Origin of the sequence: Streptomyces phaeofaciens, assembly GCF_014648915.1 — a bacterium.
Lineage (GTDB): Bacteria > Actinomycetota > Actinomycetes > Streptomycetales > Streptomycetaceae > Streptomyces > Streptomyces phaeofaciens.
This window is the reverse complement of sequence record NZ_BMSA01000027.1, coordinates 96507-121937: the sequence shown is the minus strand read 5'-3', so window position 1 is coordinate 121937 and position 25431 is coordinate 96507. Positions and strand designations below refer to the sequence as shown.

The following is a 25431-nucleotide window of genomic DNA, read 5'->3' as shown; positions in this document are numbered from 1 at the left end:
CGGTCAGCGGCGCTCGTCCGTGCCCGCCACCTTGCCGGTGGCCAGCGCGACCCTGTTCCAGGTGTTGATCGCGCAGATCAGGGCGATGACCTGGGCCAGTTCCCGCTCGTCGAAGCGGGCGGCCGCCTCGGCGTAGACGTCGTCCGGAACACCGCCGTCGGCGACCAGGGTGACCGCCTCGGTCAGGGCCAGGGCCGCCTGCTCCTTGGCCGTGAAGAAGTGGCGCGCCTCGCGCCAGACGGCGACCAGGTGCAGCCGGTCCTCGCTCTCGCCGGCCTTGCGGGCGTCGTTGGTGTGCATGTGCAGGCAGTAGGCGCAGTGGTTGATGTGGGACGCCCGGATCTGGATCAGCTCGACGAGGGCCGGGTCGAGGCCCTCGCGGGCGGCGGCGTCGAAGCCGATGAGGGCGCGGAACGCCGGCCGGGCGGACCGGCCGAAGTCCAGCCGGGTGCGCGCGGCCTCGGCGGAGGCGATCGCGGTGGCGGGATCGGGCAGGGCGGCCTCGGCAGCGGTGGAGGGAGCGGCGGTGGCGGAGGAGGCGATCTCGGCGGTGGCGATGCTGTTCGTCGTCATGTCCTCCAATCTAGGGTCCGGAAAGACCCCCTGTAGGGTGCATTTCCATGGAGGATTCGTGGGTCAATTCCGCGCAGCGGATCGGCGCCGACCTGCACCTGGAGCTGTCCGGTCCGGGTGGGCGGCGGGCCGCGCTCATCCGGGCGCTGCGGGACGCCGTACGCGAGGGGCGGCTCGTTCCGGGCACCCGGCTGCCGCCGTACCGGTCACTCGCCGCCGATCTCGGGGTCGCCCGCAACACGGTGGCCGACGCCTACGCCGAGCTGGTCGCGGAGGGCTGGCTGACCGCGCGCCAGGGCTCCGGGACCCGGGTCGCCGAGCGGGCCGACCCCCTGCGTCCCGCCGAGCGGACACCGGTGGAGACACCCGCACGCGCGCGTGGGCCGCTGCACGATCTGAGGCAGGGCACGCCGGACGCGTCGGCGTTCCCGCGCACGGCCTGGCTGACCTCCTACAAGCGAGCCCTGCAACAAGCGCCCAACGAGGTGTTCGGGCCCGGTGACCCGGCCGGGCGCAGGGAGTTGCGCGAGGCCCTGACCGAGTACCTGGCCCGCGCGCGTGGGGTGCGTACCGAGCCCGAGCGGATCGTGATCTGCTCCGGCTTCGCCCACGCGCTGCGGCTGCTGTTCGCCCCCGGCGGCGTGCTGCGCGGTCCGCTGGCCGTCGAGGCGTACGGACTGGGCTTCCACCGGGAGCTGCTCGCGGCGGCGGGCGTACGGACGGTTCCGCTGCCGCTGGACGAGGACGGGGCGCGCGTGGGCCGGCTGGGGCGTGAACGGGCCGTCCTGCTCACGCCTGCGCACCAGTTCCCGACCGGCGGCCCCCTGCACGCGACCCGCCGGACCGCCGTCGTCGACTGGGCACGCGCGCGTGGCGCGGTGGTGCTGGAGGACGACTACGACGGCGAGTTCCGCTACGACCGCAAGCCCGTCGGCGCCGTCCAGGGCCTCGACCCGGAGCGGGTGATCTACCTCGGCTCGGTCAGCAAGAGCCTTTCGCCCGCGCTGCGGCTGGGGTGGATGGTGCTGCCGCGGCGGTACGTCGACGGGGTGCTCGCCGCCAAGGGCGAGCGCGAGGCCTGGGCGAGCGTCCCGGACCAGCTGGGTCTGGCCGACTTCCTCGCGTCCGGCGCGTACGACCGTCATGTGCGGCGGATGCGGCAGCGCTACCGGGGGCGCCGGGACCGGCTGGTCGCGGCGCTCGCCGCCCAGGCGCCGCACATCGAGGTCACCGGGGTCGCGGCCGGGCTGCACGCGGTGCTGCGGCTGCCGCCCGGCACCGAGCGCTCCACGGTCAAGGCGGCCGCCTGGCAGGGCATCGCCCTGGACGGCCTCGCGGCCTTCCGGCACCCCGAGACGGACATGACGGCGCCGGACGGACTCGTCGTCGGGTACGCGACACCGTCGGAGCACGCGTACGGGGCGGCGCTGGACGCACTGTGCGGAGTACTGCCGCCCGGCGCACGCCGGGGGCCCGCCTCCCGGTGAGGCATCGCGTGCCGGTGCCGCCTCCCAGCTCGCCTCACCGCGCGACGCCGGGCTGAACGTCGTACGGCTGCCGATCCGCGACGGGCGGACGCCGAAGCCCGCGCAGGTGCAGCAGCTCCTCGACACGGTCACGGCGGCGCCCGGCAAGGTGTTCGTGCACTGCGGTGCCGGCGTCGGCCGTACCGGCACGATGGCGGCGGCGTACCTGGTGAAGACCGGGGAGCAGTCCTCGTCGTCGGCCGTCCGGCGCAACCTCGCGGTCGGGCCGCCGTCGATCGAGCAGATCTACTACGGACTGCACCTCAGCAGGAGCGAGGCCGAGCAGCCGCCGCTCCCGATCGTCGCCCTGAGCCGCCTGGTGGACGCCCCGCGGCGCATGCTGACCTGGTTCTGAGCCACCTGGCCCCCCCTCCGCCCCCGGCGAACGACCGGGGGCGGAGGCTTGTGCACGCCGGGGGCTACTGCTTTATATGCACCGAGGGCTACGGCTTGCGGGCCACCGCCCCGTAGCCGGGGATGACGCCGTCGTCCTGGCCGGGCACGGGTTCGCCCAGCTCCGGGTGCCAGTCGGGTACGACCGCCACGCCCGGTTCGACGAGGTCGAGCCCGTCGAAGAAGCGGCTGAACTCCTCACGGGAGCGCAGGGCCAGGGTAACGCCCGCGGCCTTGAGCTTCTCCGTGGCCGCCGCGGACTCCTCCGGGGTGAAGTCGGCGGTGGCGTGGGTCATCATCAGGTAGCTCCCCGAGGGCAGCTCGGCGAGCAGCCGGTCGACGAGTTCGTGCGCGCCGTCCTCGTCGGAGACGAAGTGCAGCAGCGCGACCAGCGACAGGGCCACCGGCCGGCCGAAGTCCAGGATCTTCCTGGCCCCCTCGACGATGGTGGCCGGGTCGCGGACGTCCGCCTGGAGATACTCCGTGACGCCCGAGGGCGTGCTGCGGAGCAGGGCGGCCGCGTGGGCCAGCACGATCGGGTCGTTGTCGCAGTAGACGACCCGGGCGTCCGGGGCGGTCTCCTGCGCGACCTGGTGCAGATTGGGCTCGGTCGGGATGCCCGTGCCGATGTCCAGGAACTGGCGGATGCCGTTCCCGGCCAGCCAGCGCGTGGCGCGGTGCATGAAGGCACGGTTGACTCGTGCCATCACCGGGACGCGCGGGTCGAGCGCGAGCATCTGGCGGCCCATCGCCTCGTCGACAGGGTAGTTGTCCTTGCCGCCGAGGTACCAGTCGTACATCCGAGCCGGATGGGGCTTGCTGGTGTCGATCCCGACAACCTCAACAAGGGGGACAAGGGGGGTGGGGTCCTGCCCGGTCATGAAGCACTCCGTAAGCGTCTGACGCGGTCAATGTTGATCAATTGAGTACCAAGATAAGGAAGTTGAGCGGGAGAAAGACAATCGAAAGACGGCCGGGACATAGCAGAAACGTCACGGCAGTCACGTCAGGACAACAGGAAGTCCGCCTCTCCCGCCTTCGCGCCCTCGATGAAGGCCGTCATCTCGTCGGTGGTGTAGATCAGCGCCGGACCGTCGGGGTCGGTGGACTGACGGACGGCGATCCGGCCGTCGGCGAGCTTCATCGCCTCCAGACAGTTCCCGCCGTTCCCGCCACTCCACGGCTTGTGCCAGCCTTCGCTTCCCAAGTCCCGCGCGGGCATGCCGTTGTAGACCCGTTTGCGCGGCTTGATGCGATCCATTCACAGCTCCTTGCGGAAATCCCGGAGGATCTCCTTCGTGCGATGTGCAGTAGCGGCCTGCGCCGCCATGCGGTCCATGACCTCGAGGTGGGTCGCCACCTCGTTGCGCGCGTCGAGATAGACGGCGCCGGTCAGGTACTCGCTGTAGACCATGTCCGGAAGCTCCGGCATGGCGAATCGGAAGAGCACGAAGGGGCCGTAGGTGCCCGGGTGCGGCCCGCCGGCGAACGGGGCGACCTGGAGGGTCACGTTGGGCAGCTTCGTGGCTTCGAGCAGTTTGTCGATCTGCGCGCGCATCACCTCCGGGCCGCCCACCGGGCGGCGCAGCACCGTCTCGTCCATCACGACCCACAACCGGGGCGCGTCCTGACGAGTGAGCAGTTCCTGGCGTTGCATGCGCAGGTCGACGAGGCGCTCGATGTCCTCCGGCCGGGTCTGGCCGATGGCACCGGACCTCAGCACCCCGCGCGCGTAGTCCTCGGTCTGGAGCAGGCCGGGGACGAAGTGGGGCTCGTACTGGCGGATCAGCGCCGCGGCGCCCTCCAGGCTGACGTGCATCGAGAACCAGCCGGGCAGGACGTCGTGGAAGCGCTGCCACCAGCCGGGTCTGTTGGCCTCCTCGGCCAGCTGCACGAACCCCTCGGCCTCCTCGTCGGTGATGCCGTAGGCCTTCAGCAGCAGCTGGAGGTACGGGATCTTGAGGCCGACCTCGGCCATCTCCATCCGGCGGACGGTGGCGGGCGCGACACGGAGGATACGGGCGGCCTCCTCGCGCTTGAGCCCTGCGCGTTCCCGCAGGTCCAGCAGGCGCCGGCCGAGGACGACCTGTCCGACGGTCGGCGCGGACCGCGGTTCGCTCACGCTCCACCTCCACCAAAAGCCCTGGACGGCCGGTCGCCTGGCCGCACTGGGCCGCGACCGGCCGGTAAAACGAGACGAATCCTGACAGCCTTACGGCGCCATTCGAAGACCCATTTTCGAAGATCTGTACGAATACGTACGGATCTCCGGTGATCCCAACTGGCGCCGCTCAACGTGCTGTTGCGAGCAGTCTGCCACGGCGTCGCACCGCGTCACACAGCACTCTGCATTTTTCAGAGTGACACTTGCCAAGTGTTCACGGCGGGGCGATAGTGGCAAGCGTGATTCCGTCCGCGCCCTTAGGAACAGACGCCGCCGCAGGCCGCCCCCAGGGTCTCGGTGCCGCCTTGGGAGCAGGCCCCGACCAGGCCGCTGCCGAGCGCCGGTTCCGATTCGAGCTGGCCGCACACCCGGGTTCCCCCGCCCAGGCCAGACGCCTGGCCAGGGCGCGACTGACCGGTTGGTCGGTGTGCGAGGACACCTGCGACACGGCTGATCTCGTCATATCCGAGCTGGTCACCAACGCGATCGTGCACACCGCGAGCAACGTCGTCGTGTGCGAGCTGCACGACGGCGACGACATGCTGCGCATAGCCGTGCGGGACGAGGGATGCGCTCCCGGCGAGCCGCACCCGTCCCCGCAGCGTCCCGAGGAGGAGCACGGGAGGGGATTGCTTCTCGTCGAGGCCCTCTGTCACGCCTGGGGCGCCCAGGAGCACGGCCCCGGCCTGCTGGTCTGGGCCGATCTGCCCCGCAGCGCGGACGCCCCGCGCGTCCACGCCGACCCCGGCGAGGGGATGCGGGTGGACGCCCTGGCGCTCTGCGCGGATCTGGGGCTCGAGCCCCGCGACGACCTCGGATGGGGCGCCCGCCCCAAGCCCGGACCGGCCGACGGTTCGGACGAGGAGGACGCGGCGGCGGAGCCGGCGTACCAGGAGGACACGCCTGCCGAGCAGGCACACCGCGTCGAGCGTGCCGGTGAGGCCGCTGGCGAGGCCCCGGTGGCCCCGACGAGTCCGGTGTCCCCGACTGTTCCGGCCGCCCCGACTGGTCCGATGGGTCCGGCGGGCCCGGTGGGTCCGGCGGGCCCGGCTGTCACCCGGAGCGGCGATCCCGCGCTCCGGAGCGACGCCCCCGCCCCGCACACCGCACGTCGGAGCGACCCCCCGGCCCCCGAGCCCACGCGCCCGAGCGACAGCCCGGTGCCGCGCGTCGGGCACCAGAAGGACGGGCTCGCTCCCCGGCTGTCGCCCCAGGGCGACGGGCCGGCGCACCGGACGGCCCGCCAGGGCGACAGCCCGGCTCCCCGGACGGCTCACCCGAGCGAAACCCCGGCGCCTCGGACCGCACACCAGCTCCACCGCGCGCAGGACGCCGGAGCGCACGCCGCGCACCCCGTCCACCGCGCGCCGGAAACGGGCACCCACCCGACCCACCGGGCGTCCGAACCGGCCACGCACCCGACCCACCGCGTCCCTGAACCGGGCACGCACGCCACTCACCGCGCGCCGGAAGCAGGCACGCACCCCACTCACCGCACAGCCGACGCAGGCGTGCACACCACTCACCGCACACCCGACGCAGGCGTGCACACCACTCACCGCACACCCGACGCAGGCGTGCACACCACTCACCGCACACCCGATTCGGCCACGCACCCCGCGCGAGCGCCGCACCACGCCCCGGAGTCCTCCGGCCCGGCCCCGCGCGTGGCGTCGCAGTGGCACCGTGCCGCCCCGGAGCACGACGGACGGCCGACGGCCGGTCACCCGGTGAGCGCCGACGCCGACGACACCTCCGTCCGGCGGCCGCTCCCCGGCGCGGGGGCCGACACGGGGGCGGGCGCGGTGGCAGGCGCGGGCGCAGGGGCACCCAGAATCGTCCCGATCGAGCGCAGCTGGGAGTGGGGCCGGGCATGAGCGCCGTGTCCGGCCGCGTTCCGGTCCTCAGTCTGGACACGCTCGTACGTCTGCGGCGCGGCCTGGGCAGCACGCCCCAGGCCCCTCGCCGGCTCACCGTGCCGGACGGCATGACCGCCCCGCTGGGCTGCGACGCCGTCGCGGTCCCCGCCGACCTCGGCCCGCTGCTCATGCCGCGCCTCCCGCGCGTGGGCTGCGTGTACGCCGACGCGTCGCACTGGTGGTGGCTCGTCCCGTCCGACTCCGACTACGCCCTGGAGTGGCCGGCCCCCGCGCGGTACGCCACCGGCGCGGTCGTGCCGGACGTCCCGGACGTCCCGGACGTCCCCGGCCTCATCCACCGACCGGACGGCACGCTCCCGTACACCCCGCCGATCCCTCTCTACCTGGCCCTGTGCCGCCTGACCGGCACCGCGCCTGCGTGGTCCCGGCCGATCAGCGCGTAGCCTCCCGCGGCAGGTCCGGCACCTGACCGGCGCACGCCCGCGCGCGCCTCGTCCCTTTTGCTGCGCCCTGTCCTCCCGCAGCCCCTCCCGCAATAGTGGCCGTTCGTCCACGATCGGGGGAGGTCACCGGTGGGGAAGGCGCGGAAACGACAGAGTCCCGACGAACGCGCGGTCTCCGAGTCGGAGCGGCTGCTCTTCGGCGGCCCGCTCCGCTACGACATGGGCTGGAACCAGCACCGGGACGCGTTCCTGGAGCTCGGCTTCCGCGCCATGGTGACCCGGTTGCCGTCGCTGCTCTCGGTGAGTCTGCGGCTGGCCCGGCAGGCCGACCCGCAGGCCGCGCGAGTCGTCCTGACCGCGGAGGTCGCCCGGGGCGCGGCACAGGCCGTGAGCCTGCTCGCGGTGAACACCGTGCTGAGCCGGCTGATCGGCGACGGCCCCATCGAGGACCGGCTGCGCGGCGCCGCCCCGGCACTGGCCACCATGGCCGTCGTCCTCCTGGTCGGGGCGCTGCTGCGGGCCGCGTCCACGTACGCGACCGGGCGGCTCGAACCCAAGGTGGAGCGGGTGGCGACCGAGCTGTACCTGGAGCGGGCGGCCGCGGTCGAGCTGGCCGCGATCGAGGACCACGCGTTCCACAAGCTGCTGGACACCGCGCAGTACGGCGCCCAGTCGGCCCGCCGGATGATCATGTACGGGTCGCGGGTGGTGAACGCGGTGATCTCACTGGTCGCGGCGGCGGGTGTGCTGACCGTGCTGCACCCGTTGCTGCTGCCCCTGCTGGTGACGATGACGCTGCCCAGCGCATGGAGCGCACTGACGAACGCCCGGCGCCGTTACGAGTCCTTCCACACCTGGGTGCAGCACGCGCGCGCGGGTCATCTGATCGCGAGCCTGCTCACCGAGCCCGCGGCCGCGCCGGAGATCCGGGTGCACGGGGTGGGTCCGTTCCTGCTGCGGCATTTCCGGGCGATGTCGGAGACGGCGGAGGCGGAGCAGGCCCGGCTGGCCCGGCTGGCCGCCCGCACCGGGCTGATCGCGGCCACCTGGACGGGCGTGGCGACGGTGGCGACGTACGCGACGCTGGGCGGGCTGCTGCTGACGGGGACGATGGCGCTGGCGGTGGCGGGCACGGCCGTGATCGCGATCCGCAGCGGCTCCATGAGCCTGAACACCCTGGTCCTGGAGGTGAACCAGCTGCATGAGGAGGCCCTGTTCGTGGGCGACCTCCAGCGTCTGTACGTCGAGGCGGCCGAGCGGGCGATCCCGGTGGGCGGTGTGGCGCTGCCGGACGATCCCCGGGAGATCCGCTTCGAGAACGTCACCTTCGGCTATCCGGGGGAGGCGGCCCGGCCCGCCCTCGACGACGTCACCCTCACGCTGCCGCTGGGCCGGATCGTCGCGCTCGTCGGGGAGAACGGCTCGGGCAAGACGACCCTGGTGAAACTGCTGGCCGGGCTGTACCGGCCGGACCGGGGGCGGATCCTGTGGGACGACGTGGATGTGGCGGACGCGGACCGGCATCAGCTGGCCGAGCGCATCGCGATGGTGGCGCAGGACTTCAAACGCTGGCCGTTCACCGCCCGGGTCAATGTGGCCGTCGGGCGGTCGTCGGCGGCGCTGACGGAGGATCGGCTGGCCGCGTCGATCGCCGAGGCGGGGGCGGAGGAGGTGGTGGCGGATCTGCCGCGCGGTCTGGACACGCTGCTGGCCAGGAACTTCAGTGGTGGGCACGAGCTGTCGGGCGGGCAGTGGCAGCGGCTCGGCATCGCGCGGGCCGCGTACCGGCGGGGCCGCATCCTGATCGTGGACGAGCCGACGGCGGCGCTGGACGCCCGGGCCGAGCTGGAGGTCTTCGACAAGATCCGGGCGCTGGCCGACAGCGGGCAGACGGTCGTCCTGATCACCCACCGGCTGGCGTCGGTGCGCCACGCGGACCTGGTGCATGTCCTGGACCAGGGCCGGCTCGTGGAGTCCGGCACGCCGGACGAGCTACTGGCGGGCGGTGGGGTCTACGCGGAGCTGTACGCGCTCCAGGCGGAGCAGTTCACCTCGCCGGCGCCCACCTCGAAGGTGGGCTGACGGCTCATTCCGCCCCGTCGCCCCGGACGATCACCAGGAAGGTGTCGGTCGCCAGGTCCATGACCACCTCGGCGGCCAGCCCCTCCATGCGTCGTGCGTGCGCGAACTCCTCCGCGGGCCACGAGCCGCGCGGCCCGCCCGCGGAAAAGCGCTCGAGAACGGTTCGCCCGTTCACCATCTCGCACCTCCAGAAGCGTCGTACCTGTAGGAGTTAACGCCTTCCGGAGGCCCAACGGCTCGCTCGGTTGCGGTACTGAGACGTAGCTGACACGGGGTCTGCGCGGACCGTGAGGATCCGGTCACTTTCCGGACATCTTCGACACCGTCCGTGTCAGAAGTCGTACTCGTCGTGATAGCGGACACTCGGGTCGCCGACCGGTCCGAGAGCCGTGAGGTCCAGGAGGCTGGTGGTGGAACCGAGGGCGTCGAGGCCCTCGTACACCGAGTAGGTGTGGAAGATGCGCTCGCCCTCCCGCAGGAAGCAGCTGAGCCCGGGCCGCTCCACCAGCTCGCCGTCCCGCTCGCGCGTCACCTCGAAGTCGCGGTTGAAGTCGCTGTCGTACGACGAGTACCAGGGCAGCGTCCATCCCATCCGCGCCTTGAACGGCAGGATCCTCGGATACGGCGCCCGGGACACGGCGGCGAAGGAGGTGCCGCGCGCGTTGAGGTGCGCGAGGTGGCCGAGCTGGTCGAGGAAGCCCGCGCAGCCGGGGCAGCCGGCCTGCCACTGCGGGGCGAACATGAAGTGGTGCACGACGAGTTGCGGGCGCCCCGCGAAGAGGTCGAGCAGGGTGGCCTTGCCGTCGCCGCCGTCGAAGACGTACTCCGTGCCGACCTCGACCATGGGCAGTGCGCGCCGTTGCGCGTTCAGCGCGTCCCGCGCACGCGCCACCGCCTCCTCCTTGAGCAGCAGTTCCTCGCGTGCCGCGCGCCATGCGTCACGCGAGACGACCTCCGGAAGCTCCGGATGTGCCATGGGCCCCTCCTGTGCAGCGGTTCATTCGAAGGGGTGACTGAGGGGCCGCGCGGAACTCATCGCCCGTGCCCGGGAGTTTTTCGCGTACCGGACGGATTTCCTTGCCGGGCGGGCGAATCGGCGACCGCACCGGCTGTCGTGTCGACTGTCGTATCGGCCGTCGTGTCGGCCGTCGTGTCGGCCGTCGCATGGGAGGGAGGGTGAATCGGCGGCGCGGCCGGGCTCCGGGGCGGGCGTCGCAGAAGGCGTCGTCGCGTCGACGTACGACGGTGTCGTGCCTCGGTGTGAGCTGGGGCCCGCATCGTGTCGCGAAGCTGTCGCCGGACCGGCGCGGGCGGGCACCCTGGCGCCACCACGCCCTCTGGAGGGAGCCCGGCATGCTCCTCGGCACCTGGAACCTCGAGAACCTGTACCGGCCCGGCGGACCGTACGGCCCGAAGGACAAAGCCGCCTACGAGACGAAGCTAGCCGCCCTCGCCGACGGCATCCGCGCCCTCGGCCCCGGGCTGCTCGGCGTGCAGGAGGTCGGGGACCCGGAGGCGCTGGCGGACCTGGTGGAGACGGTGGGCGGCGCCTGGCACGCGGCGCTGTCCGGGCACCCCGACGGCCGGGGCATCCGGGTCGGTGTGATCAGCCGTACACCACTGGAGGTGCTGGCGGACACGCACGCGTTCCCGGCGCGGCTGCGTCCGGTGCAGACGGACGACGCCGGGACGGCGGTGGCGGAGTCGGGCCGCGGGTTCCTGGCGGTGGAGACGGTGACGGAGGCCGGCCCGCTGCGGGTGGCGGTGGCCCATCTGAAGTCGAAGCTGCTGTCGTATCCGGGCGGCCGTTTCTTCCCTCACGACGAGGGCGAGCGGGCTCGCTACGGCGCCTACGCCCTCTATCGCCGGGCAGCGGAGGCGACGGCGCTGCGGGCGCTCGCCGACGGCCTCCTGGCGGACGACGGCCGCGAGCGGGACGTGGCGGTACTGGGCGACCTGAACGACGAGGTGCAGGCGGCGACCACCCAGATCCTGCTGGGCCCGCCCGGCTCGGAGATCGGCACGCCCGGTTTCCGGGCCCCCGACCGGGGCGACGCGGCACGCCTGTGGAACGTGGCCCCACTGATCCCGGCCGAGCAGCGGTACTCCCGGATCAACTCCGGCCGCCGGGAGCTGATCGACCACATCCTGACGAGCCATCGCCTGGTCCACCGGGTGACAGCGGCAGGGACAGGGGCGGATACGGAAGCGGGGGCGGAAACGAGGACGGAAACGGGGACGCCGGAGGAGCCGCGGTTGCCGTCCGTGGGCGCGGACCCGGCGGCGCGGCGCGGCGAGCCGGGGTCCGACCACGCGCCGGTATGGGTGCGGATCGGCTGACGGGGGCGCGATCGCGTCACATGGCGCGAGGCAGCTCGGGCAGCGGGGCCGGCAACCCCACCCGGTCCCGTCGTACGGCGAGTTCGTCGAGGAGTTCGGCGAGCCGCTCCCGGTGCGGCGCGGCGAGCCGGCCGGTGTCGTCGAGGTGGACGGCGCAGGCGGTGGTGGTGTCGACGAGCCGTTCCAGGAGGGCGGCGACCTCGTCCGTGCCCTCGGTGTGCCGGGCGAGGGCGGGCAGTTCGGCGGCGGCGCGGGCGATGGCGGCGCGGGCCTCGGCGAGCGTGCGGTAGGCCTCGCGGCGCAGGGTCCATCGGGCGGCGCGGTCGTCCCGTCCTTCGAGCACATGGGTGAGGTAGGCGTGCGCGGCGACGGCGGCCGCGGCGAGCCGGGCGCGTACCTGGCCGCCGCGCTCCCCCGGCATCGGCAGATGCCCGACGATCAGCACGATCGCGCAGGCCAGCAGGGTCTCCACGATCCGGCTGACGGACGCCTGGGGCTCTCCGCCGACCATCACCAGGGACAGTACGAGGGCGGTGACGACGGCGGTCTGCGCGGCGAAGTGCCGGGTGGAGACGGGTATCAGCGCACCGCAGACGGCGACCAGCGCGACAAGCCCCTCCGGCCGGGGCAGCACGGCGGCGAACCCGGCGAACAGCAGCGCCCCGAGCACGGTCCCCGCGGCCCGGCACAGCACCCGTGACACCAGCGGCCCGAGGTCGGGCTTGACCAGGAAGACGGCGGTGGCGGGCAGCCAGTACCAGTGCGTGTGCTGCCCGTACCAGTGGGCGTGGTGCAGCGCCTGGGCGACGGCGGCGCTGGCCCCGAAGCAGAGGGCGACCCGCAGCCCGTACTCGCGGCCGCCGGCCCCGAACGCGGTCCGCAGCAGGTCACGCGCGCTGCGCCGGCGGGTGTGCAGATCGCCTCCGCCGCCCCGGTCGAAGGCTTCGGCGGCGTGCAGCAGCGCGTCGTCGAGCGCCCGCAGCGCCGGCACCGACCGGGAGGGCGCGGGCAGCGGCCCGGTGTGCGTGTTCCCGCGGACGGCCGCGGCGAGCCGCCGGGGTCCTTCACAGGCCCGCTCGGAGACGGGTTCCCCGGCCCAGGCGAGGGCCGTCGCGGCCTCGGCCAGGGGCAGCGCGGCGGCGTACTGGGCGTGCAGCCGGCGTTCGGCGGCGGAACTGGCGAAGCGGCGCAGCCGGGGCCCGGCGAGGGCGTCCTGGGCGTGGTCCAGAGCGGCGGTGAGGGCGGCGCGGCGGGTGGTGGCGTGGCCGGTGGCGGCGGCGTCGAGCAGCGCGGCGACCGCGTCGTACACCCCGGCCACCGCCTCCCGTTCCCCGTCGAACCGGAAGTCGCCGGTCATCGCCCCGGGTGTGGGCAGGGCCAGCCGCAGCGCGAGCAGCCATCCGGCGCCGGCGAGGAAGGCCAGGGCCCGGGTCCAGCCGTCCTCGGGCAGCGGCATCCCGGCCCCGATCGCCGCGGCGACCAGCAGTTGCGTCCCGGCGCCGGAGGCGACCGGCCCGATCGCGCTCATCCCGCCGGCGAGGAGCCCGAGCCCGGTGAGTACGGCCGTCAGCGCGACGGCCCCGACGTGATCCCCGGCGTACGTCCCGACGAGCAGCCCGCCGGCTCCCGCGAGCGCGGGCGCCCCGAGCCGCCTGACGGAGGCCCGCCGGCTGCCGGGCCGGTCGTTGATCCCGGCGAGCATCGCGGCGATGGCGGCCACCACCCCGAGGGGCGTACGGCCGGCCAGGACGGCGGCGAGCAGCAGTGGCCCGGCGGCCAGCGCCCCGCGCGTGACGGCGCTCCAGGGAACGGGCCCGCGCTGCGTGCGCAGGGCGTGCGCGAGCCAGGGCGGCAGGGCGGTGAATGCGCGAGCGGGAATGTGCGGGCGCGGGAACACGGGGCTCCTGTCGGTTCGAGGGCGGGGTGTGCCTTCGGGCGACGGCGGCCGGGGCGGTCAGCGGTGAGCTGTGGTGTCCACGGTACGGGGCGATCTTGGAGGGAGTGGGACGGATACGTTTCGACGAGGTGACGGCCGGGGCGAAACCCGCTTTCTTTATGAACGCAATGCCGGGCGGCCACGCATGGGCTGACGCGTGGGGGCCGCCGCGTGGGCCTGACGCGTGGGGGCCGGCGCGTGAGGGCAGCCGCGCTCGGGCCGCCGCGCGAGGACCCTCACATCACCGGGGCTCTCGTGGCAGGGCCGTGCGCATGGCTTCCGAGAAGAGGGTCTCGGCCTGTTCGAGGACCGCCTCCAGCCCGTCGGGGCCGACGTTCCCGACCTGGGCGACGAGTGCGTCGACGCCTCGCAGTCCCGCCCGTTCCAGCAACCGCTTCTCGTTCGTCACCCATTCCCCGCGCGCGGCCAGCACGGCGTGCCCCACCTGCGTCGCCGCCACGGCGAGGGCACCGGCGGCCTCGGTGCGCCGCCCGGCGGGCGCGTGATGGGCCCTGGCGTAGGCGAGGGTGGCGCGGGCGGTGCCGTACCAGCGGTCGGGGGCGGTCCTGCGGAGTCGCTCGGGATACGCCGCGGGCTGCCGCAACTCGCCGCGCAGCACCTGGTTGAGGGCCAGTTCGGCCACGACGAGACAGCTCGGGATCCCGGCGAGATGGAACATCAGCGGCTCCACCCGGAACCGCCCCTCCTCGGCCTCCGCCCACTCGTGTTCGACGACGTCCAGATCCCGGTAGTGGACGTCGACGCGGCGCCCGTCGACGGTCAGCCAGGCACCCCCGTTGAACACGCCGCCGCCCCAGCCCCCGATCTCGGAGACCTCTCCCTCCCAGCCGAGGGCCCGGAGATCGGCCGGGTCGAACGCGCCCCGGTAGTAGACGCCCAGATCCCAGTCGCTGTCGGGGCGGTGCGTGCCCTGGGCACGGGAGCCGCCGAGGGTGACGGCACGGACGCCGGGAAGGGACGCGAGACCGTCAGCGGTGGTGGAGAGGAAGACGGGGTCGCTGTGCACAGACACGGGCACGGGCACTGGCGCGGGCATCGGCTCGGATCTCCTCGACGTCATGGGGCGGGACAAGGGGCGGGGCAGGACAAGGCGAGGGCGGGGCAAGCGTGTCGGCGACCGGGGCCGGCTGTCGACCGGATATCCGCGAGGCGGGGCGGTCGTGTCGGGCCGATTGTCAGTGGCACGCGTTATCAATGAAGTCGTCACTCAACGTAACGACGGGGGAGGTCGTGATGACGACGCACGGGCGGAATCAAGAGGGGAACGGCGACGGCGGTACGCGCCCGCCCCGCGCCCATCTCTCCACGGCCGGGCTACGGGCCCGGGGATGGACGCCCGCGATGGTGCGCCGCCTGCTCGGCGAACCGGATCTGACGCGCCCCAATCCGTACGTCCGTTGCGCCCCGCACACCCGCCTCTACCGCCTCGAACGCGTCGAGGCAGCCGAGCGGAGCGACGGCTTCCGGGCGGTGTCGGCCGCAGCCCGCCGTATCTCCACGCTCGCGACGGCAACGGCGGCCGGCCGACGCGGGCGACGGGAGGCACGGGCCCGGATCGCCGCGGCGCGGGGAACCGACACCTGGACACCCCGTGGCCGGGACGCCCGCCCTCCGCCTTCCTTCACCGTCCCGCTCCTCCGCCCTCCCCCTTCGCGGTCCCGCTCCCCTCGCTCGCGGCTCCCTTGCCGCTCTCTTGGGGCTCTCTCGGGGCTCTCTCGGGGCTCTCTTACGGCCGAATACTCGGGTGCGCAGGGGGGCTTGAGGATCGGATGATCGACAGTTCACCCCTCACCCCTCACCTCTCACTCGTCCGGGAGCCGACATGATCCGCCGCGTCACGAGTCCCGCCCTCTGTCCCCCGCCCACCTACTCCCACGCGACCGTCGTCGAGGCCGGCACGAAGCTCGCCTTTCTCGCCGGGTCCGTCCCGCTCGACGCCACGGGTCGGCTGATCGGGGAGGGTGATCCGCTACGGCAGGCGGAGCAGGTGATCGCCAATCTGACCGAGCAACTGCGGGCGGTCGGCAGCGATTTGAGGCACGTCGTGACGACCGACGTGTACGTCGTCAGCAGTGACCCCGCGGTGCTCGCCGCCGTGTGGGGTGTGGTCGTACGGTCCGGACTCAGCACCGGGCCGCACTCGTCGACGCTGCTCGGGGTCGCGTGTCTCGGCTATCGGGGGCAACTGGTGGAGATCACGGCCACGGCCGTCGTTCCGGAAACGGACGCGAGAGCAGAGGGAGAGGGAGAGACGCCGGCACAGGAGCAGGCGCAGGTGGAGGAGCAGGTGGAGTGACCCCCTTCCGGACGGCTCATGTCACGTGCCACACCCGCCGCTTGGGCTCGGGCCGCGCGAAGCTTCCTCCGCGGCTCGTGGTCAGGCCCAGACCCACCAGAGCCTCGGCCAGTTTCACCGCCGCCCCCACACCGTCGACGACCGGGAGGCCCAGCTTGTCGCTCACCGCGCGTTGCAGTCCTGTCATACCGGCGCAGCCCAGGACCAGCACCTCGGCCCCGGCGTCCCGTGCCTTCTCGGCCGCCGCGAGGAAGGCACGCTCGGTGCGGTCGGCGTCGCCCAGGTCGAGCACACCGAGACCGGTGCCGACGACGAGGGCGCAGTTGCGGCCCACGCCGGCCAGTTCCAGGCTGTCCTCGATCTGGCCGCGGGACCGCTCCAGCGTCGTGACGACCCCGTACCGGCGCCCCAGCAGACACGCCAGGTGCGCCGCGGCCTCCGTGATGTCGACGACGGGGACGTCCACCAGCTCCCGTACGCCCTCGCGCCCGTGCTCGCCGAACCCGGCCAGGACGACGGCGTCGTACGGCGGACCGTCGTAGGTGCGCAGGGTGTCGAGGACGGCCGCCGCGGACAGGTAGCTGTCGAGCCAGCCCTCCGCCGATTCGGGCCCCCAGGCGGGGGTCAGTCCGGTCACGGTGGTGCCCGGGCCTGCGGCGGCCCGGGCACCTCGCACGATCTCTTCGGTCATCTCCTGCGTGGTGTTGCAGTTGGTGACGACGATCCGCACGATTCTCAGACCTCCACGGGCTTCTCGGGAGCGGCCGGAAGCTGCGCGGCCCGCTCGCCGCGGCACAGCAGCACGTACAGGCCGGCCGCGAGGGCCGTACCGATGAACCAGGAGTAGGGCGCCACATCACTGAAGGTCTTCACCAGAGCGAGCACCGCCGCGACGGCGGCCGAGGGGAGGAACGCCCACAGGGCCTTGGGGTTGACGCCGCCGCGGTAGTAGTAGCGGGAGCCGGGGGTGGCGTCGAAGAGTTCGTCGACGTCGACGCGGCCGCGCTTGACCCAGTAGTAGTCGACCATGATCACGCCGAACAGCGGGCCGAGGAAGGCGCCGAGGCCGCCGAGGAAGTAGTTGACGACGGTCGGGTTGGAGAACAGGTTCCAGGGGGTGACGACCAGTGCGGCGACCGTGCTGATCATGCCGCCCACCCTGAAGGTGATCTTCTGCGGCCAGACATTGGCGAGGTCGTAGGCCGGGGAGACGAAGTTGGCGACGATGTTGACGCCCATGGTGGCGATGGCGAAGGTCAGCGCGGCCAGGACGAGCACCCAGGTGTTGCCGACCTTGGCGACGAGTTCCGCCGGGTCGGTGATGGCCTCGCCGAACACCTCCAGCGAGCCGGCGGTGACGATCACGGAGACGACCACGAAGGCCGTCGAGTTGATCGGCAGGCCCCAGAAGTTGCCGCGCCGGACGGTCTTGTAGTCGGGAGCGAAGCGGGAGAAGTCGCAGAAGTTGAGCATCAGCGTGCCGTAGGTGGCGAGGATCAGCCCGATCGCGCCGAACCACTGCCGCCACTGCTCACCGACCGCGACCGGGTGCGGGGTGCTGGTGAGCGAGATGGTCCAGCCGGCCTTGGCCAGGACCCAGACGGCCAGCGCGATCATCACGAGCCAGATCGCGGGGCCGCAGAAGTCCTGGAACTTGCGCACCGACTCCATGCCCTGGCTGATGATCAACGCCTGGATCAGTCAGAGGGACACGAACGAGACCCAGCCGAGGGCGTCGAGCCCCAGGAAGGAGCTGTGCGTCCAGGACTCCAGGCCCGGCCAGGCCGCCAGCAGCATCACGTTGACGGCGACGGAGGCGAGGTAGGTCTGGATGCCGTACCACATGATCGCGATCACGGCCCGGATGAGGGCGGGAATGTTGGCGCCCCAGACGCCGAAGCTGATCCGGCTGACGACCGGGAAGGGCACGCCGTGACGCTGGCCGATCTTCCCCATCCAGTTCATGCCGATGTAGATGAGCACGAAGCCGACGAGGAGGGAAGTGAAGACCTGCCAGACGTTCATGCCGAGGACCAGCAGACCGGCGGCGAAGGTGTAGTTGCCGAGGTTGTGGACGTCGGACATCCACAGGGCGAAGAGGTCGAAGACCTTCCAGTTGCGCTTCTCGGCGGGTGCGAGGTCTTCGTTGGTGAGCCGGGGGTCGGGGACGAACGCGGGTGCGCCGGTGGCTTCGGCGCTGTCGGCGAGGGACACGGGGCCTCCATGAACGACAAGGGCGAGGGGACGGAGGAGGACTGCTGCCGGGGACGTCGGCGGGGTGCCGGGCCAGGGCCGGCGGGGTACCGAGGTGCGTTTGGTATACCAAACTGCGGTCATGGTCCCGCCGTCAAGCGTTCCGACCGATGTCCGTCCCGTTACGGCTCCGTAAAAGCCCCCTCGCGTCGGCGAAAATGGCTCCCATGAGCTCCACGGCGAAGATCGAACCCCTGGGCGCGGTACGCGAGCGCGTCCTGGCCACCCTGCGACAGGAGATCATCGCGGGCCGCCTGCGCCCCGGCGACCGCCTCGTGGAACGCGAACTGGCCGAGCGGTTCGGGGTCTCCCGCGTACCGGTCCGGGAAGCCATCCGCGCCCTGGTCGCCGAAGGCTTCGTCCTGTTCGAGACCCCGCGCCGCACGGCCGTACGACGACTGAGCCCCACCGACGTCAAGGAACTCTTCGAACTGCGCGAGGCGTTGGAGGTGTACGCGGCAGGACTCGCCGCGGCCCGGGCGACCCCACCGGCACTGGCGGAACTACGGGAACTGCTCGACCGGGCCGCCGAAGCGACCGCGGCCGGCGACGCCGAGGCGATCACCGACATCAACACCCGCTTCCACGACCGCCTGCTCGCCCTCGCCGACAACAGCCTGCTGATCTCCGTCATGGAACCGGTGGCCGGCCGCCTGCGCTGGCTCACCCGACGCAACGAGGAATGGCCCCAACTCCTCACCGAACACCAGGAGCTGTACGACGCCATCGCCTCCGGCGACCCCGACCGGGCCCGCGCCCACGCGCTGCGCCACGTCCAGGCCAACTACCGCTCCACGGTGCGGCACCTGTTCGGCGACCCCACCGAGGAACCGTCCCCTGGCAACTAGACTCTCCCGACCCTTCGGACAGGCGTCCGAAGGGACTCGGGTGGGGACAGGACGGAGAAGACGCACATGGTGAGCAGACGCGGGCTGTTGAGCGGAGCGGCACTCGTGGGGGCGGGCGCGATGACCGGTGTGATCGGCGGTGCCGGGACCGCCGCGGCCGACGCCCCGCTGGACACCCCGTTCACCCCCGTCGCCGCGCCCCACCTCCTGGAGGCCGAGCGGATGGTGCACTACCAGCGGCTGCTGGCGGCAGGCCACTTGCCCCAGGGTCTCGCCGGACACTGGCCACTGGACCGCGCCGCCGCCGACCGCTCCGGCCACGACCGGCCCGTCACCCTCGGCACCGGCGCGTCCTGGACGAACCGGCGGGCCGGCGGCGAGCTCACCCTCGACGGCAACCCCGCGGGATACGCCGCCACCGCCACCGTCCTGGACACCACCGCCCCCTTCACGGTCTCCGCCTGGGTCTGCCTGGCGGCCGACGCCGGCAAGGACACCATGTACACGGCGGTCAGCCAGGACGGCACCGGGTGCAGCCGTTTCCTTCTCCAGTACGACGACACCGCCCAGGCCTGGGCGTTCAAGGTGCGCGCCGAGGACCAGAGCGTCAAGATCTCCGCCGTGTCCACCACCCACCCCGAACCCGGAATCTGGACCCATCTGACCGGAGTGTGGGACGGCACCCGCGTCCACCTGTATGTGAACGGCACCCTGGAGGGCAGCGCCGACACAGCCCTGTCATGGGCCTCGCCCCAAGGCTTCAACATAGGCCGAGCCCGCTGGGACGGCGCCTACGTCAACCGCTTCAAGGGCGCGATCGACGACGTCCGCGCATACGGCCGCGCCCTGAACGCCGACGAGATCTCCCTGATCAGCGGCCTCACCGCCCGCCTCAACAACGTCTATCTGATCGGCTCCCCGTCGACCGTCGCCTGGGGCACGCCCGACGACCTCCCGAGCTGGATCGCGCGGGCACGCTGCTCGTCGTTCGTCACCTGGGTGCTGAAGCACACCTACGGATGGGCCACCGACGCCTACTTCACCCAGTACTTCCAGGACCGCATCCCGGAGGCCGCCGACTACCGCCAGGCGTTCGCCGACGGCACCGCCGGCCCGCGCTTCCAGCTGATCCGCAAGGTCACCGACCTCCTCCCCGGCGACCTGATCGCGGTGGACTACCAGGGCCAGGTCGACGGCAACACCGGCCACATCGTCATGGTCCGCGCGATCAAGGGCGTCTTCACCGGGGTCGCGGACTTCACCGGCGAGACCCAGTACGCCGTCGAGGTGGTCGACTGCACGGCCGACCCGCACGGCGTGTACGCGCTCACCAACTACCCCAGGTACCCGGACACCCGCATGGTCGGCGGCGAGAAGGAGAAGCAGTTCGAGGGCGTCGGCATCGGCCACATGATGTTCTACGCGTCCGCCTCCACCGGGGAGTTCTCCCGCTACCGGTGGAGCGTCAACGTCGCCAAGGAGAACGCCCACCCGGTGTCGTCCCGCCCTCTCGCCGCGGCCCGGATCGTCTGACCGGACCGGAGCCGCCGATACCGACGCCGCCTAAAGGACACCGGCGTCGGTGTCGGCGTCAGCCCGTCCCGCCGGACTCCGGCAAAGCGGCCTCCTCCGCCGCCGTACGCAGCACGTCCCTCAGCATCTCGGGGGTGAGCCGGCCGGTGAAGGTGTTGCGCTGGCTGACGTGGAAGCAGCCGTAGAGAGGGAGGGGCCCCACCCCTCCTCCCCCTCACTCCCCGCGCCGCACCAGCCCCCACAGCTCGTTGTTCGCCGCTCGCCGTGCCCACGCGATGAGGGCCAGGGGTACGAGCAGGATGAGCGGTGTCGCCGCGTTCTCCCCCTCGAACGCGGTCACCTGGACGATGAACGCGCCCACCATCAGCGCGCCCAGTGCCGTCGCGGCCACGGACTGGAGCACGGGGATCAACAAGGCGATCGCGCCGGCCAGTTCGAGGACGCCGATGGTGTACATGCCCCCGCTGCCCCAGCCGAGCCTGTCGAACGCCTCGGACGCCGACGGGTGCGCGATGAGCTTGGGCAGGGCGCTCGCGATCCCGTAGAAGAGGGCGAGCAGCACCTGTACGACCCGCAGTGCGGTCCGGGCGCGGCGGTGCCGGGCCGACGACGGGGTGACGGAATCGGCGGGGGTGACGGTGGACGCAGCGGGGGCGGAAGCCGTGGTCTCGGACATGGTGGTGGTCTCCTGGCGGATGAGGTCCGTTGTGCTGTCGGGGAGGTAGACCGCGCTCTCCCCTCCGACTCATCGCCGCCCGAGGCACTGTCTCAGGCTTTCACCGCCCTCACCCAGATCCGGTCCTCCGTCAGATACCGGTCGACCTCGAGGCCGGCCTCCGCGAGGGCCTGCTCGAACTGTTCCGTGGTCAGCGGGCGGGCCAGGAAGGTCTGGGTCCACACCGCGTCCGGGAACAGGTACTCGGCGCGCACTGAGTGGACTCCGTCGCCGACCGGGTCCGAGGAGACCATGCGGACGGTGAAGCCGGTGGGGTCGACGCGTTCGCGGGGCAGGTGGGAGTGGTAGTCCTCGCCCTCGCGTTGGATCAGTACGCAGCCGTCCTTCGCCACGTGGCGGGCGCAGGCGCGGAGCAGGCCCCGCCGTACGTCGAGGTCGCCGGCGTGGACGAGGAACGAGGCGAGCAGCACCACGTCGAACGTCTCGCCCAGATCGAGGTTCTCGGCCTGGGCGCATATCGTGCGGGCGCCGTGGACGCGGTCGAGCATGTCTGCGGACTCGTCCACCGCGGTGACGGTGAATCCGCGTTCCAGGAGGGCGTGTGTCATGCGTCCGACGCCGCTGCCCAGTTCGAGGATGTGCGCGCCCTCGGGTACGGCCGCGGCGATGACCTCCGGTTCGCTGCCCACGGGGAGGCGGGCGTACAGCTCGACCGCGCAGCCGTCCGGGGTGATCGCGCCGGGGCCGGTTCCTTCGTATCCCTCTCGCATGTGTCGTTCCATGCTTGTGCAACGGGCCGTTCCTGGGCGGTGGTTCCGATCTCGCGTCCAATCACTCGTTCGAGTGAGGAACGGGTTTCCGGGCGGCGGAGGCTCCAGCGGATTCCCTTTCCCTACAGGGGAAACCACCCGTGCCCCAGGTACCAGTGCCCGCCGTCGCGGAGGTGGTCCAGGACGGCTCGTTCCAGGATCGTGCGGCGGGGCAGCCGCTCCGGTGGGACGTCGGTGGTGCCGAAGACGAAGCGGAGGGGTTCCGTGTCCTCGGGTTCCGGCAGGAGGTGGCTGAGGCGGAACCGGTCCTGGAAGCGGACGATGTTGGAGTCGGCGGGGAGATAGCGCTTCAGCTGGGTGTCGAGCAGCCAGGATCCGCAGGTGGCCACCTGGTAGGGCTCTTCGGGGTAGTGGCGGGCGAAGAAGGCGCGGGCCAGGGTGAGCGAGCGGTCGACGGCCCGCGGGGTCAGCGGGCCCATGAAGTCGGGCACGTGGAGTCCCAGTGCGGGGTCGTGCGGTCCGAGGGGGAGTCCGGCCGCGGCGATCGAGTCGCCGGTCCAGGAGCCGATGCGGCCGCGCTGGAACTGGAGGCGCCCGAGTTGGTACAGCTCGCCGTGGAAGTGGAGGCCCAGCCATCGCGGGCTGAGCACGCCGCCCGTGCCGTGCCATCGCCGGTGCCAGGCGACCCCTCGGCCGACGTCGGCGAGGGTGCGTCGGGTGATGTCCTGCGGGATGCCCCGTTCGCGGTGGTGGGCGCGCAGGTGCGGCAGGGCGCCGACGAACACGTACAGGGGGAAGTAGTTCGCGAGCGGGCCCGAGGCGCCGGGGAGGACGGGGATGTCGGGGGTCTTCTCGCGGATCGTTCCCATCCCCTCGACGAGGTCCGCCACGGTTTCCTCCAGGAAGCGCAGTGCTTCCGGGTCGTCGCGGAGCCGTCGGCTCAGCCGTACGGCTTCGTCGATGTCCTCGTGCGGTACGGCGAGGTCGAGGAGCATCTCGGCCAGTTCGTCGGCGTGCGGCAGCATGGCGCCAACCCCCCTCTGTGGACTCGTGGCTTCTCTGGAGAACGTCCGGGGCGAAGAGTACGTTTCAAGGAGGGAGATGTTCCTGATGCGTACGGGCAGTGAGCCGGCGACCGCGCGCAGTGCGCTGCGGATGCGTCTCTGGCTGACCCTGTGGGGGCTGGTCTGGGCGATCTTCGGGACGGTCGCGTTCGCGCTGGTGGGGCGCCCGGGGTGGGCGCTCGCGTGCGGGGTGCTGTGGGTGGTGGTCACGGTCGATCTGACGCTGGTGCTGAGGCACATCCGGCAGGGTCCGCACTACCAGCCGGGCCGTGACATCCCGCCGTACCGGCCCGCCGAGCACCGTCATCCATGACGTCTCGGCCACTTCTGCCCGCCGCCGCCCGTGACGCGTCGGCGGCTCGGGTGCCCCGGTGGGGTCAGGTCTCGAAGCGTGCCGCCTTGAGGTACTGCGGGTTGGGGTCCAGCGCGGCCGCCAGGCGGAAGTGGCGTTTGGCCTGGTCGCCGCGTCCCTGCCGCTCGTAGGTGCGGGCGAGCGCGTAGTGCGCGAACGCGTTGTCCGGCTCCCGTTCCAGTACGACGGTGAACTCCAGCTCGGCGGGGCGCAGTTGCGCGGCGGCGAAGAAGGCGCGGGCGCGCAGCAGGCGGGCGGCGGTGTTCTCGGGGTGTGCGGCGATGACACGGTCGAGCAGTTTCACCGCGCCCCGCGGGTCCCGTGCGGCGAGCAGATGCTCGGCGGCGCGGAAGTCGATGACATGCGTCTCCGGAGTACGTCCGGTCGAACCGCTGGTATCGGGCACGGAAAAATCCTTCCCTTGCTGGGAGGGTTCAACGCGCGGAGCGAGGACCCCTATTCCTGGCCGGATCGCCGGCCGGGCGCCCGCCGGGTGCTCGCTCTGCTCACGAGGTCCGCCCATACCTCCCGCACGCGCTGTTCCAGTTCCGGGAGCGGTACGTCGTTGTCGATGACGATGTCGGCGATCTCGCGGCGCTTCTCGCGTGTCGCCTGGGCGGCCATGCGCGCGCGGGCGTCGTCCTCGGTCATGCCGCGCAGTCGGACGAGCCGGTCGAGCTGGGTCTCGGGGCGGGCGTCGACGACGATCACGAGGTCGTAGAGGGAGGCGAGGCCGTTCTCGGTGAGGAGGGGGACGTCGTGGACGACGACGGCGTCCTCGGGGGCGGCGGTTTCGAGTGCGCGGGAGCGGGCGCCGACGAGGGGGTGCACGATCGCGTTGAGGGCGGCCAGTTTGTCGGGGTCGGCGAAGACGATCGAGCCGAGCCGGGGGCGGTCGAGGCTGCCGTCCGGGGCGAGGACGTCCTCGCCGAAGGCTTCCACGACGGCGGTGAGTCCCGGTGTGCCCGGGGCGACGACTTCGCGTGCGATCCGGTCCGCGTCGATCAGTACGGCCCCGCACGCGACGAGCAGTCGGGACACCTCGCTCTTGCCGGCGCCGATCCCGCCGGTCAGGCCCACTGTCAGCATGAGCGGAAGCTTAGGGCCTGTCGGCGGCGACGCACCCGACAGGCCCCGGGGGAAAAGGCTCAGCGCTCGCGCTCAGCCTTCGCCCTCTCGCTCGGCCAGGAACTTCTCGAACTCGCGGCCGATCTCGTCGGCGGAGGGGATGTCGACGGGTTCGGCGAGCATGTTGCCGCGGGTCTCGGCGCCCGCGGCCGCGTCGTACTGGTGTTCAAGGCCTTGGACGAGGGAGGTGAGTTCCTCGTCGCCCTCCTGGACCTGGCGGTCGATCTCCGTCTGCGTGCGGTGGGCGTCCGTGCGCAGGGTGTGTGCGATGCCCGGCAGGACCAGGCCGGTCGCCGCGGTGATGGCCTCGACGACGGTCAGGGCGGCGTCCGGGTAGGCGGAGCGGGCGATGTAGTGCGGGACGTGGGCGGCGACGCCGAGGACGTCGTGGCCGGCTTCCATGAGGCGGTACTCGACGAGCGCCTCGGCGCTGCCGGGGACCTGGGCCTCGTCGAAGGGGCTGCGGTGGCCCGGGACCAGGTCCGTGCGGTTGCCGTGCGGGGTGAGGCCGACCGGGCGGGTGTGGGGGACGCCCATGGGGATGCCGTGGAAGTTGACCGACAGGCGTACGCCGAGCCGCTCGACGATCTGCTTCACGGCGACGGCGAAGCGCTCCCACTCGACGTCCGGCTCGGGGCCGGACAGCAGCAGGAAGGGGGCGCCGGTGGTGTCCTGGAGGAGTCGTACCTCGATGGCCGGTTCCTCGTACTCCGCCCAGCGGTCGCGCTTGAACGTCAGCAGTGGCCGACGCGCGCGGTAGTCGACGAGCCGGTCGTGGTCGAAGCGGGCGACGAGCTGGTGGGGAGTCGCGTCGAGCAGCCGGTCGACGATCTGGTCACCGGTCTCGCCCGCGTCGATGTATCCGTCGAAGTGGTAGAGCATGACAAGTCCGGCCGACTCCTGGGCGAGCGCCATGTCGACGACGGCCAGCCCTTTCGGCTCCCATGCGTACAAACCCTGCGGATCAAGCACTTGGACCGCTCCTCCTCGTGTTCCTTCATCACAACGCGCGGAGTGGCGCGGGCATTCCCGGTGAGGGCACAACTCCCTTGTGGGAAGCGCCGAGGAGCACCGGGAGCGCTGGGAGCACCCGGCGGCACTCAGGAGCACCGGGCGCACTGAGGAGCACTGGGGAGCGGCGGGAGCACTGAGG

At 72.3% G+C, this 25431-nt stretch carries 23 protein-coding genes and 4 pseudogenes; 10 read left to right on the top strand and 17 right to left on the bottom strand.

What is annotated here, in order from left to right; genetic code table 11:
* Positions 1-3: 3 nt before the first annotated feature.
* Positions 4-573 (bottom strand): carboxymuconolactone decarboxylase family protein, encoded by a 570-nt coding sequence (locus IE275_RS35300; protein ID WP_189716723.1) that lies wholly within the window; start codon positions 571-573, stop codon positions 4-6.
* 47 nt (positions 574-620) lie between these two features.
* On the opposite strand from IE275_RS35300, the gene pdxR reads away from it, so the two are divergent.
* On the top strand, positions 621-2060 hold the full coding sequence (pdxR, locus tag IE275_RS35295) for a MocR-like pyridoxine biosynthesis transcription factor PdxR (protein WP_189716722.1): 1440 nt from the start codon (positions 621-623) through the stop codon (positions 2058-2060).
* A gap of 34 nt (positions 2061-2094) precedes the next feature.
* Positions 2095-2454, top strand: a pseudogene (locus IE275_RS35290) (protein-tyrosine phosphatase family protein); the annotation flags it as partial.
* Positions 2455-2542: 88 nt separating this feature from the next.
* On the opposite strand, the gene IE275_RS35285 reads toward IE275_RS35290, so the two are convergent.
* From IE275_RS35285 to IE275_RS35275, 3 genes are all read right to left on the bottom strand, one after another.
* Positions 2543-3373: an SAM-dependent methyltransferase gene (locus tag IE275_RS35285; RefSeq protein WP_189716721.1), complete on the bottom strand. Its 831-nt coding sequence runs from the start codon at positions 3371-3373 to the stop codon at positions 2543-2545.
* Between the two features lie 125 nt (positions 3374-3498).
* Entirely contained in the window at positions 3499-3753 is a 255-nt protein-coding gene (locus tag IE275_RS35280) for a DUF397 domain-containing protein (RefSeq protein WP_057580268.1), read from the bottom strand.
* Positions 3754-4614, bottom strand: a complete 861-nt coding sequence (locus IE275_RS35275; protein WP_189716720.1) for a Sco1979 family transcriptional regulator — start codon at positions 4612-4614, stop codon at positions 3754-3756.
* Between the two features lie 245 nt (positions 4615-4859).
* Between IE275_RS35275 and IE275_RS35270 the strand changes: the two are divergent.
* The 3 genes and pseudogenes from IE275_RS35270 to IE275_RS35260 all read left to right on the top strand — a co-directional run.
* Positions 4860-5537: pseudogene (locus tag IE275_RS35270) on the top strand (ATP-binding protein); the annotation flags it as partial.
* A 992-nt stretch (positions 5538-6529) separates the two neighbouring features.
* Entirely contained in the window at positions 6530-6979 is a 450-nt protein-coding gene (locus tag IE275_RS35265; RefSeq protein WP_189716719.1) for a hypothetical protein, read from the top strand.
* 219 nt (positions 6980-7198) lie between these two features.
* Positions 7199-9061 (top strand): ABC transporter ATP-binding protein, encoded by a 1863-nt coding sequence (locus IE275_RS35260; protein WP_229870915.1) that lies wholly within the window; start codon positions 7199-7201, stop codon positions 9059-9061.
* 4 nt (positions 9062-9065) lie between these two features.
* Here IE275_RS35260 and IE275_RS35255 read toward each other — a convergent pair whose 3' ends face one another.
* Together IE275_RS35255 and IE275_RS35250 are read right to left on the bottom strand one after the other, a co-directional pair.
* Positions 9066-9239 (bottom strand): DUF8839 family protein, encoded by a 174-nt coding sequence (locus IE275_RS35255; protein ID WP_189716717.1) that lies wholly within the window; start codon positions 9237-9239, stop codon positions 9066-9068.
* 153 nt (positions 9240-9392) lie between these two features.
* Entirely contained in the window at positions 9393-10037 is a 645-nt protein-coding gene (locus tag IE275_RS35250; protein WP_189716716.1) for a DUF899 domain-containing protein, read from the bottom strand.
* A gap of 377 nt (positions 10038-10414) precedes the next feature.
* Here IE275_RS35250 and IE275_RS35245 point away from each other — a divergent pair, with 377 nt between their 5' ends.
* On the top strand, positions 10415-11401 hold the full coding sequence (locus IE275_RS35245; RefSeq protein WP_189716715.1) for an endonuclease/exonuclease/phosphatase family protein: 987 nt from the start codon (positions 10415-10417) through the stop codon (positions 11399-11401).
* 16 nt (positions 11402-11417) lie between these two features.
* On the opposite strand, the gene IE275_RS35240 is transcribed toward IE275_RS35245, so the two are convergent.
* Together IE275_RS35240 and IE275_RS35235 are read right to left on the bottom strand one after the other, a co-directional pair.
* Positions 11418-13298 (bottom strand): FUSC family protein, encoded by a 1881-nt coding sequence (locus IE275_RS35240; RefSeq protein ID WP_189716714.1) that lies wholly within the window; start codon positions 13296-13298, stop codon positions 11418-11420.
* 280 nt (positions 13299-13578) lie between these two features.
* Positions 13579-14394 carry a nucleotidyltransferase domain-containing protein gene (locus tag IE275_RS35235; RefSeq protein WP_189716713.1) on the bottom strand — a complete coding sequence of 272 codons (816 nt, stop codon included), beginning with the start codon at positions 14392-14394 and terminating at the stop codon, positions 13579-13581.
* A 786-nt stretch (positions 14395-15180) separates the two neighbouring features.
* On the opposite strand from IE275_RS35235, the gene IE275_RS35230 reads away from it, so the two are divergent.
* On the top strand, positions 15181-15654 hold the full coding sequence (locus IE275_RS35230) for a RidA family protein (protein ID WP_189716712.1): 474 nt from the start codon (positions 15181-15183) through the stop codon (positions 15652-15654).
* A 16-nt stretch (positions 15655-15670) separates the two neighbouring features.
* Here the strand turns inward: IE275_RS35230 and IE275_RS35225 are convergent, their stop codons facing one another.
* Together IE275_RS35225 and IE275_RS35220 are read right to left on the bottom strand one after the other, a co-directional pair.
* A complete protein-coding gene (locus IE275_RS35225; protein ID WP_189716711.1) occupies positions 15671-16384 on the bottom strand; it encodes an aspartate/glutamate racemase family protein in 714 nt (237 codons plus the stop codon).
* A gap of 5 nt (positions 16385-16389) precedes the next feature.
* A pseudogene (locus tag IE275_RS35220) lies at positions 16390-17868 on the bottom strand (NCS1 family nucleobase:cation symporter-1).
* A gap of 206 nt (positions 17869-18074) precedes the next feature.
* On the opposite strand from IE275_RS35220, the gene IE275_RS35215 reads away from it, so the two are divergent.
* Together IE275_RS35215 and IE275_RS35210 are read left to right on the top strand one after the other, a co-directional pair.
* Positions 18075-18755, top strand: coding sequence for a GntR family transcriptional regulator (locus IE275_RS35215; protein ID WP_189716710.1), 681 nt, complete (start codon positions 18075-18077; stop codon positions 18753-18755).
* Positions 18756-18821: 66 nt separating this feature from the next.
* Complete coding sequence (locus IE275_RS35210; RefSeq protein ID WP_189716709.1) at positions 18822-20288, top strand: LamG domain-containing protein; 1467 nt, start codon at positions 18822-18824, stop codon at positions 20286-20288.
* Between the two features lie 58 nt (positions 20289-20346).
* On the opposite strand, the pseudogene IE275_RS35205 reads toward IE275_RS35210, so the two are convergent.
* The 4 genes and pseudogenes from IE275_RS35205 to IE275_RS35190 all read right to left on the bottom strand — a co-directional run.
* Positions 20347-20487: pseudogene (locus tag IE275_RS35205) on the bottom strand (uracil-DNA glycosylase); the annotation flags it as partial.
* Between the two features lie 15 nt (positions 20488-20502).
* Complete coding sequence (locus IE275_RS35200) at positions 20503-20964, bottom strand: DoxX family protein (protein ID WP_189716708.1); 462 nt, start codon at positions 20962-20964, stop codon at positions 20503-20505.
* Between the two features lie 92 nt (positions 20965-21056).
* Positions 21057-21734 carry a class I SAM-dependent methyltransferase gene (locus tag IE275_RS35195; RefSeq protein ID WP_189716707.1) on the bottom strand — a complete coding sequence of 226 codons (678 nt, stop codon included), beginning with the start codon at positions 21732-21734 and terminating at the stop codon, positions 21057-21059.
* 122 nt (positions 21735-21856) lie between these two features.
* Entirely contained in the window at positions 21857-22759 is a 903-nt protein-coding gene (locus IE275_RS35190) for an acyltransferase domain-containing protein (protein ID WP_189716706.1), read from the bottom strand.
* 76 nt (positions 22760-22835) lie between these two features.
* On the opposite strand from IE275_RS35190, the gene IE275_RS35185 reads away from it, so the two are divergent.
* Positions 22836-23111, top strand: coding sequence for a DUF6343 family protein (locus tag IE275_RS35185; RefSeq protein ID WP_189716705.1), 276 nt, complete (start codon positions 22836-22838; stop codon positions 23109-23111).
* Between the two features lie 64 nt (positions 23112-23175).
* On the opposite strand, the gene IE275_RS35180 is transcribed toward IE275_RS35185, so the two are convergent.
* The 3 genes from IE275_RS35180 to IE275_RS35170 all read right to left on the bottom strand — a co-directional run bounded on the left by IE275_RS35180 (position 23176) and on the right by IE275_RS35170 (position 25250).
* Positions 23176-23556, bottom strand: coding sequence for a tetratricopeptide repeat protein (locus IE275_RS35180; protein WP_189716704.1), 381 nt, complete (start codon positions 23554-23556; stop codon positions 23176-23178).
* A gap of 50 nt (positions 23557-23606) precedes the next feature.
* Positions 23607-24239, bottom strand: coding sequence for a dephospho-CoA kinase (gene coaE / locus IE275_RS35175; protein ID WP_189716703.1), 633 nt, complete (start codon positions 24237-24239; stop codon positions 23607-23609).
* A gap of 72 nt (positions 24240-24311) precedes the next feature.
* Positions 24312-25250 carry a PAC2 family protein gene (locus tag IE275_RS35170; RefSeq protein ID WP_189716702.1) on the bottom strand — a complete coding sequence of 313 codons (939 nt, stop codon included), beginning with the start codon at positions 25248-25250 and terminating at the stop codon, positions 24312-24314.
* Positions 25251-25431 lie beyond the last annotated feature (181 nt).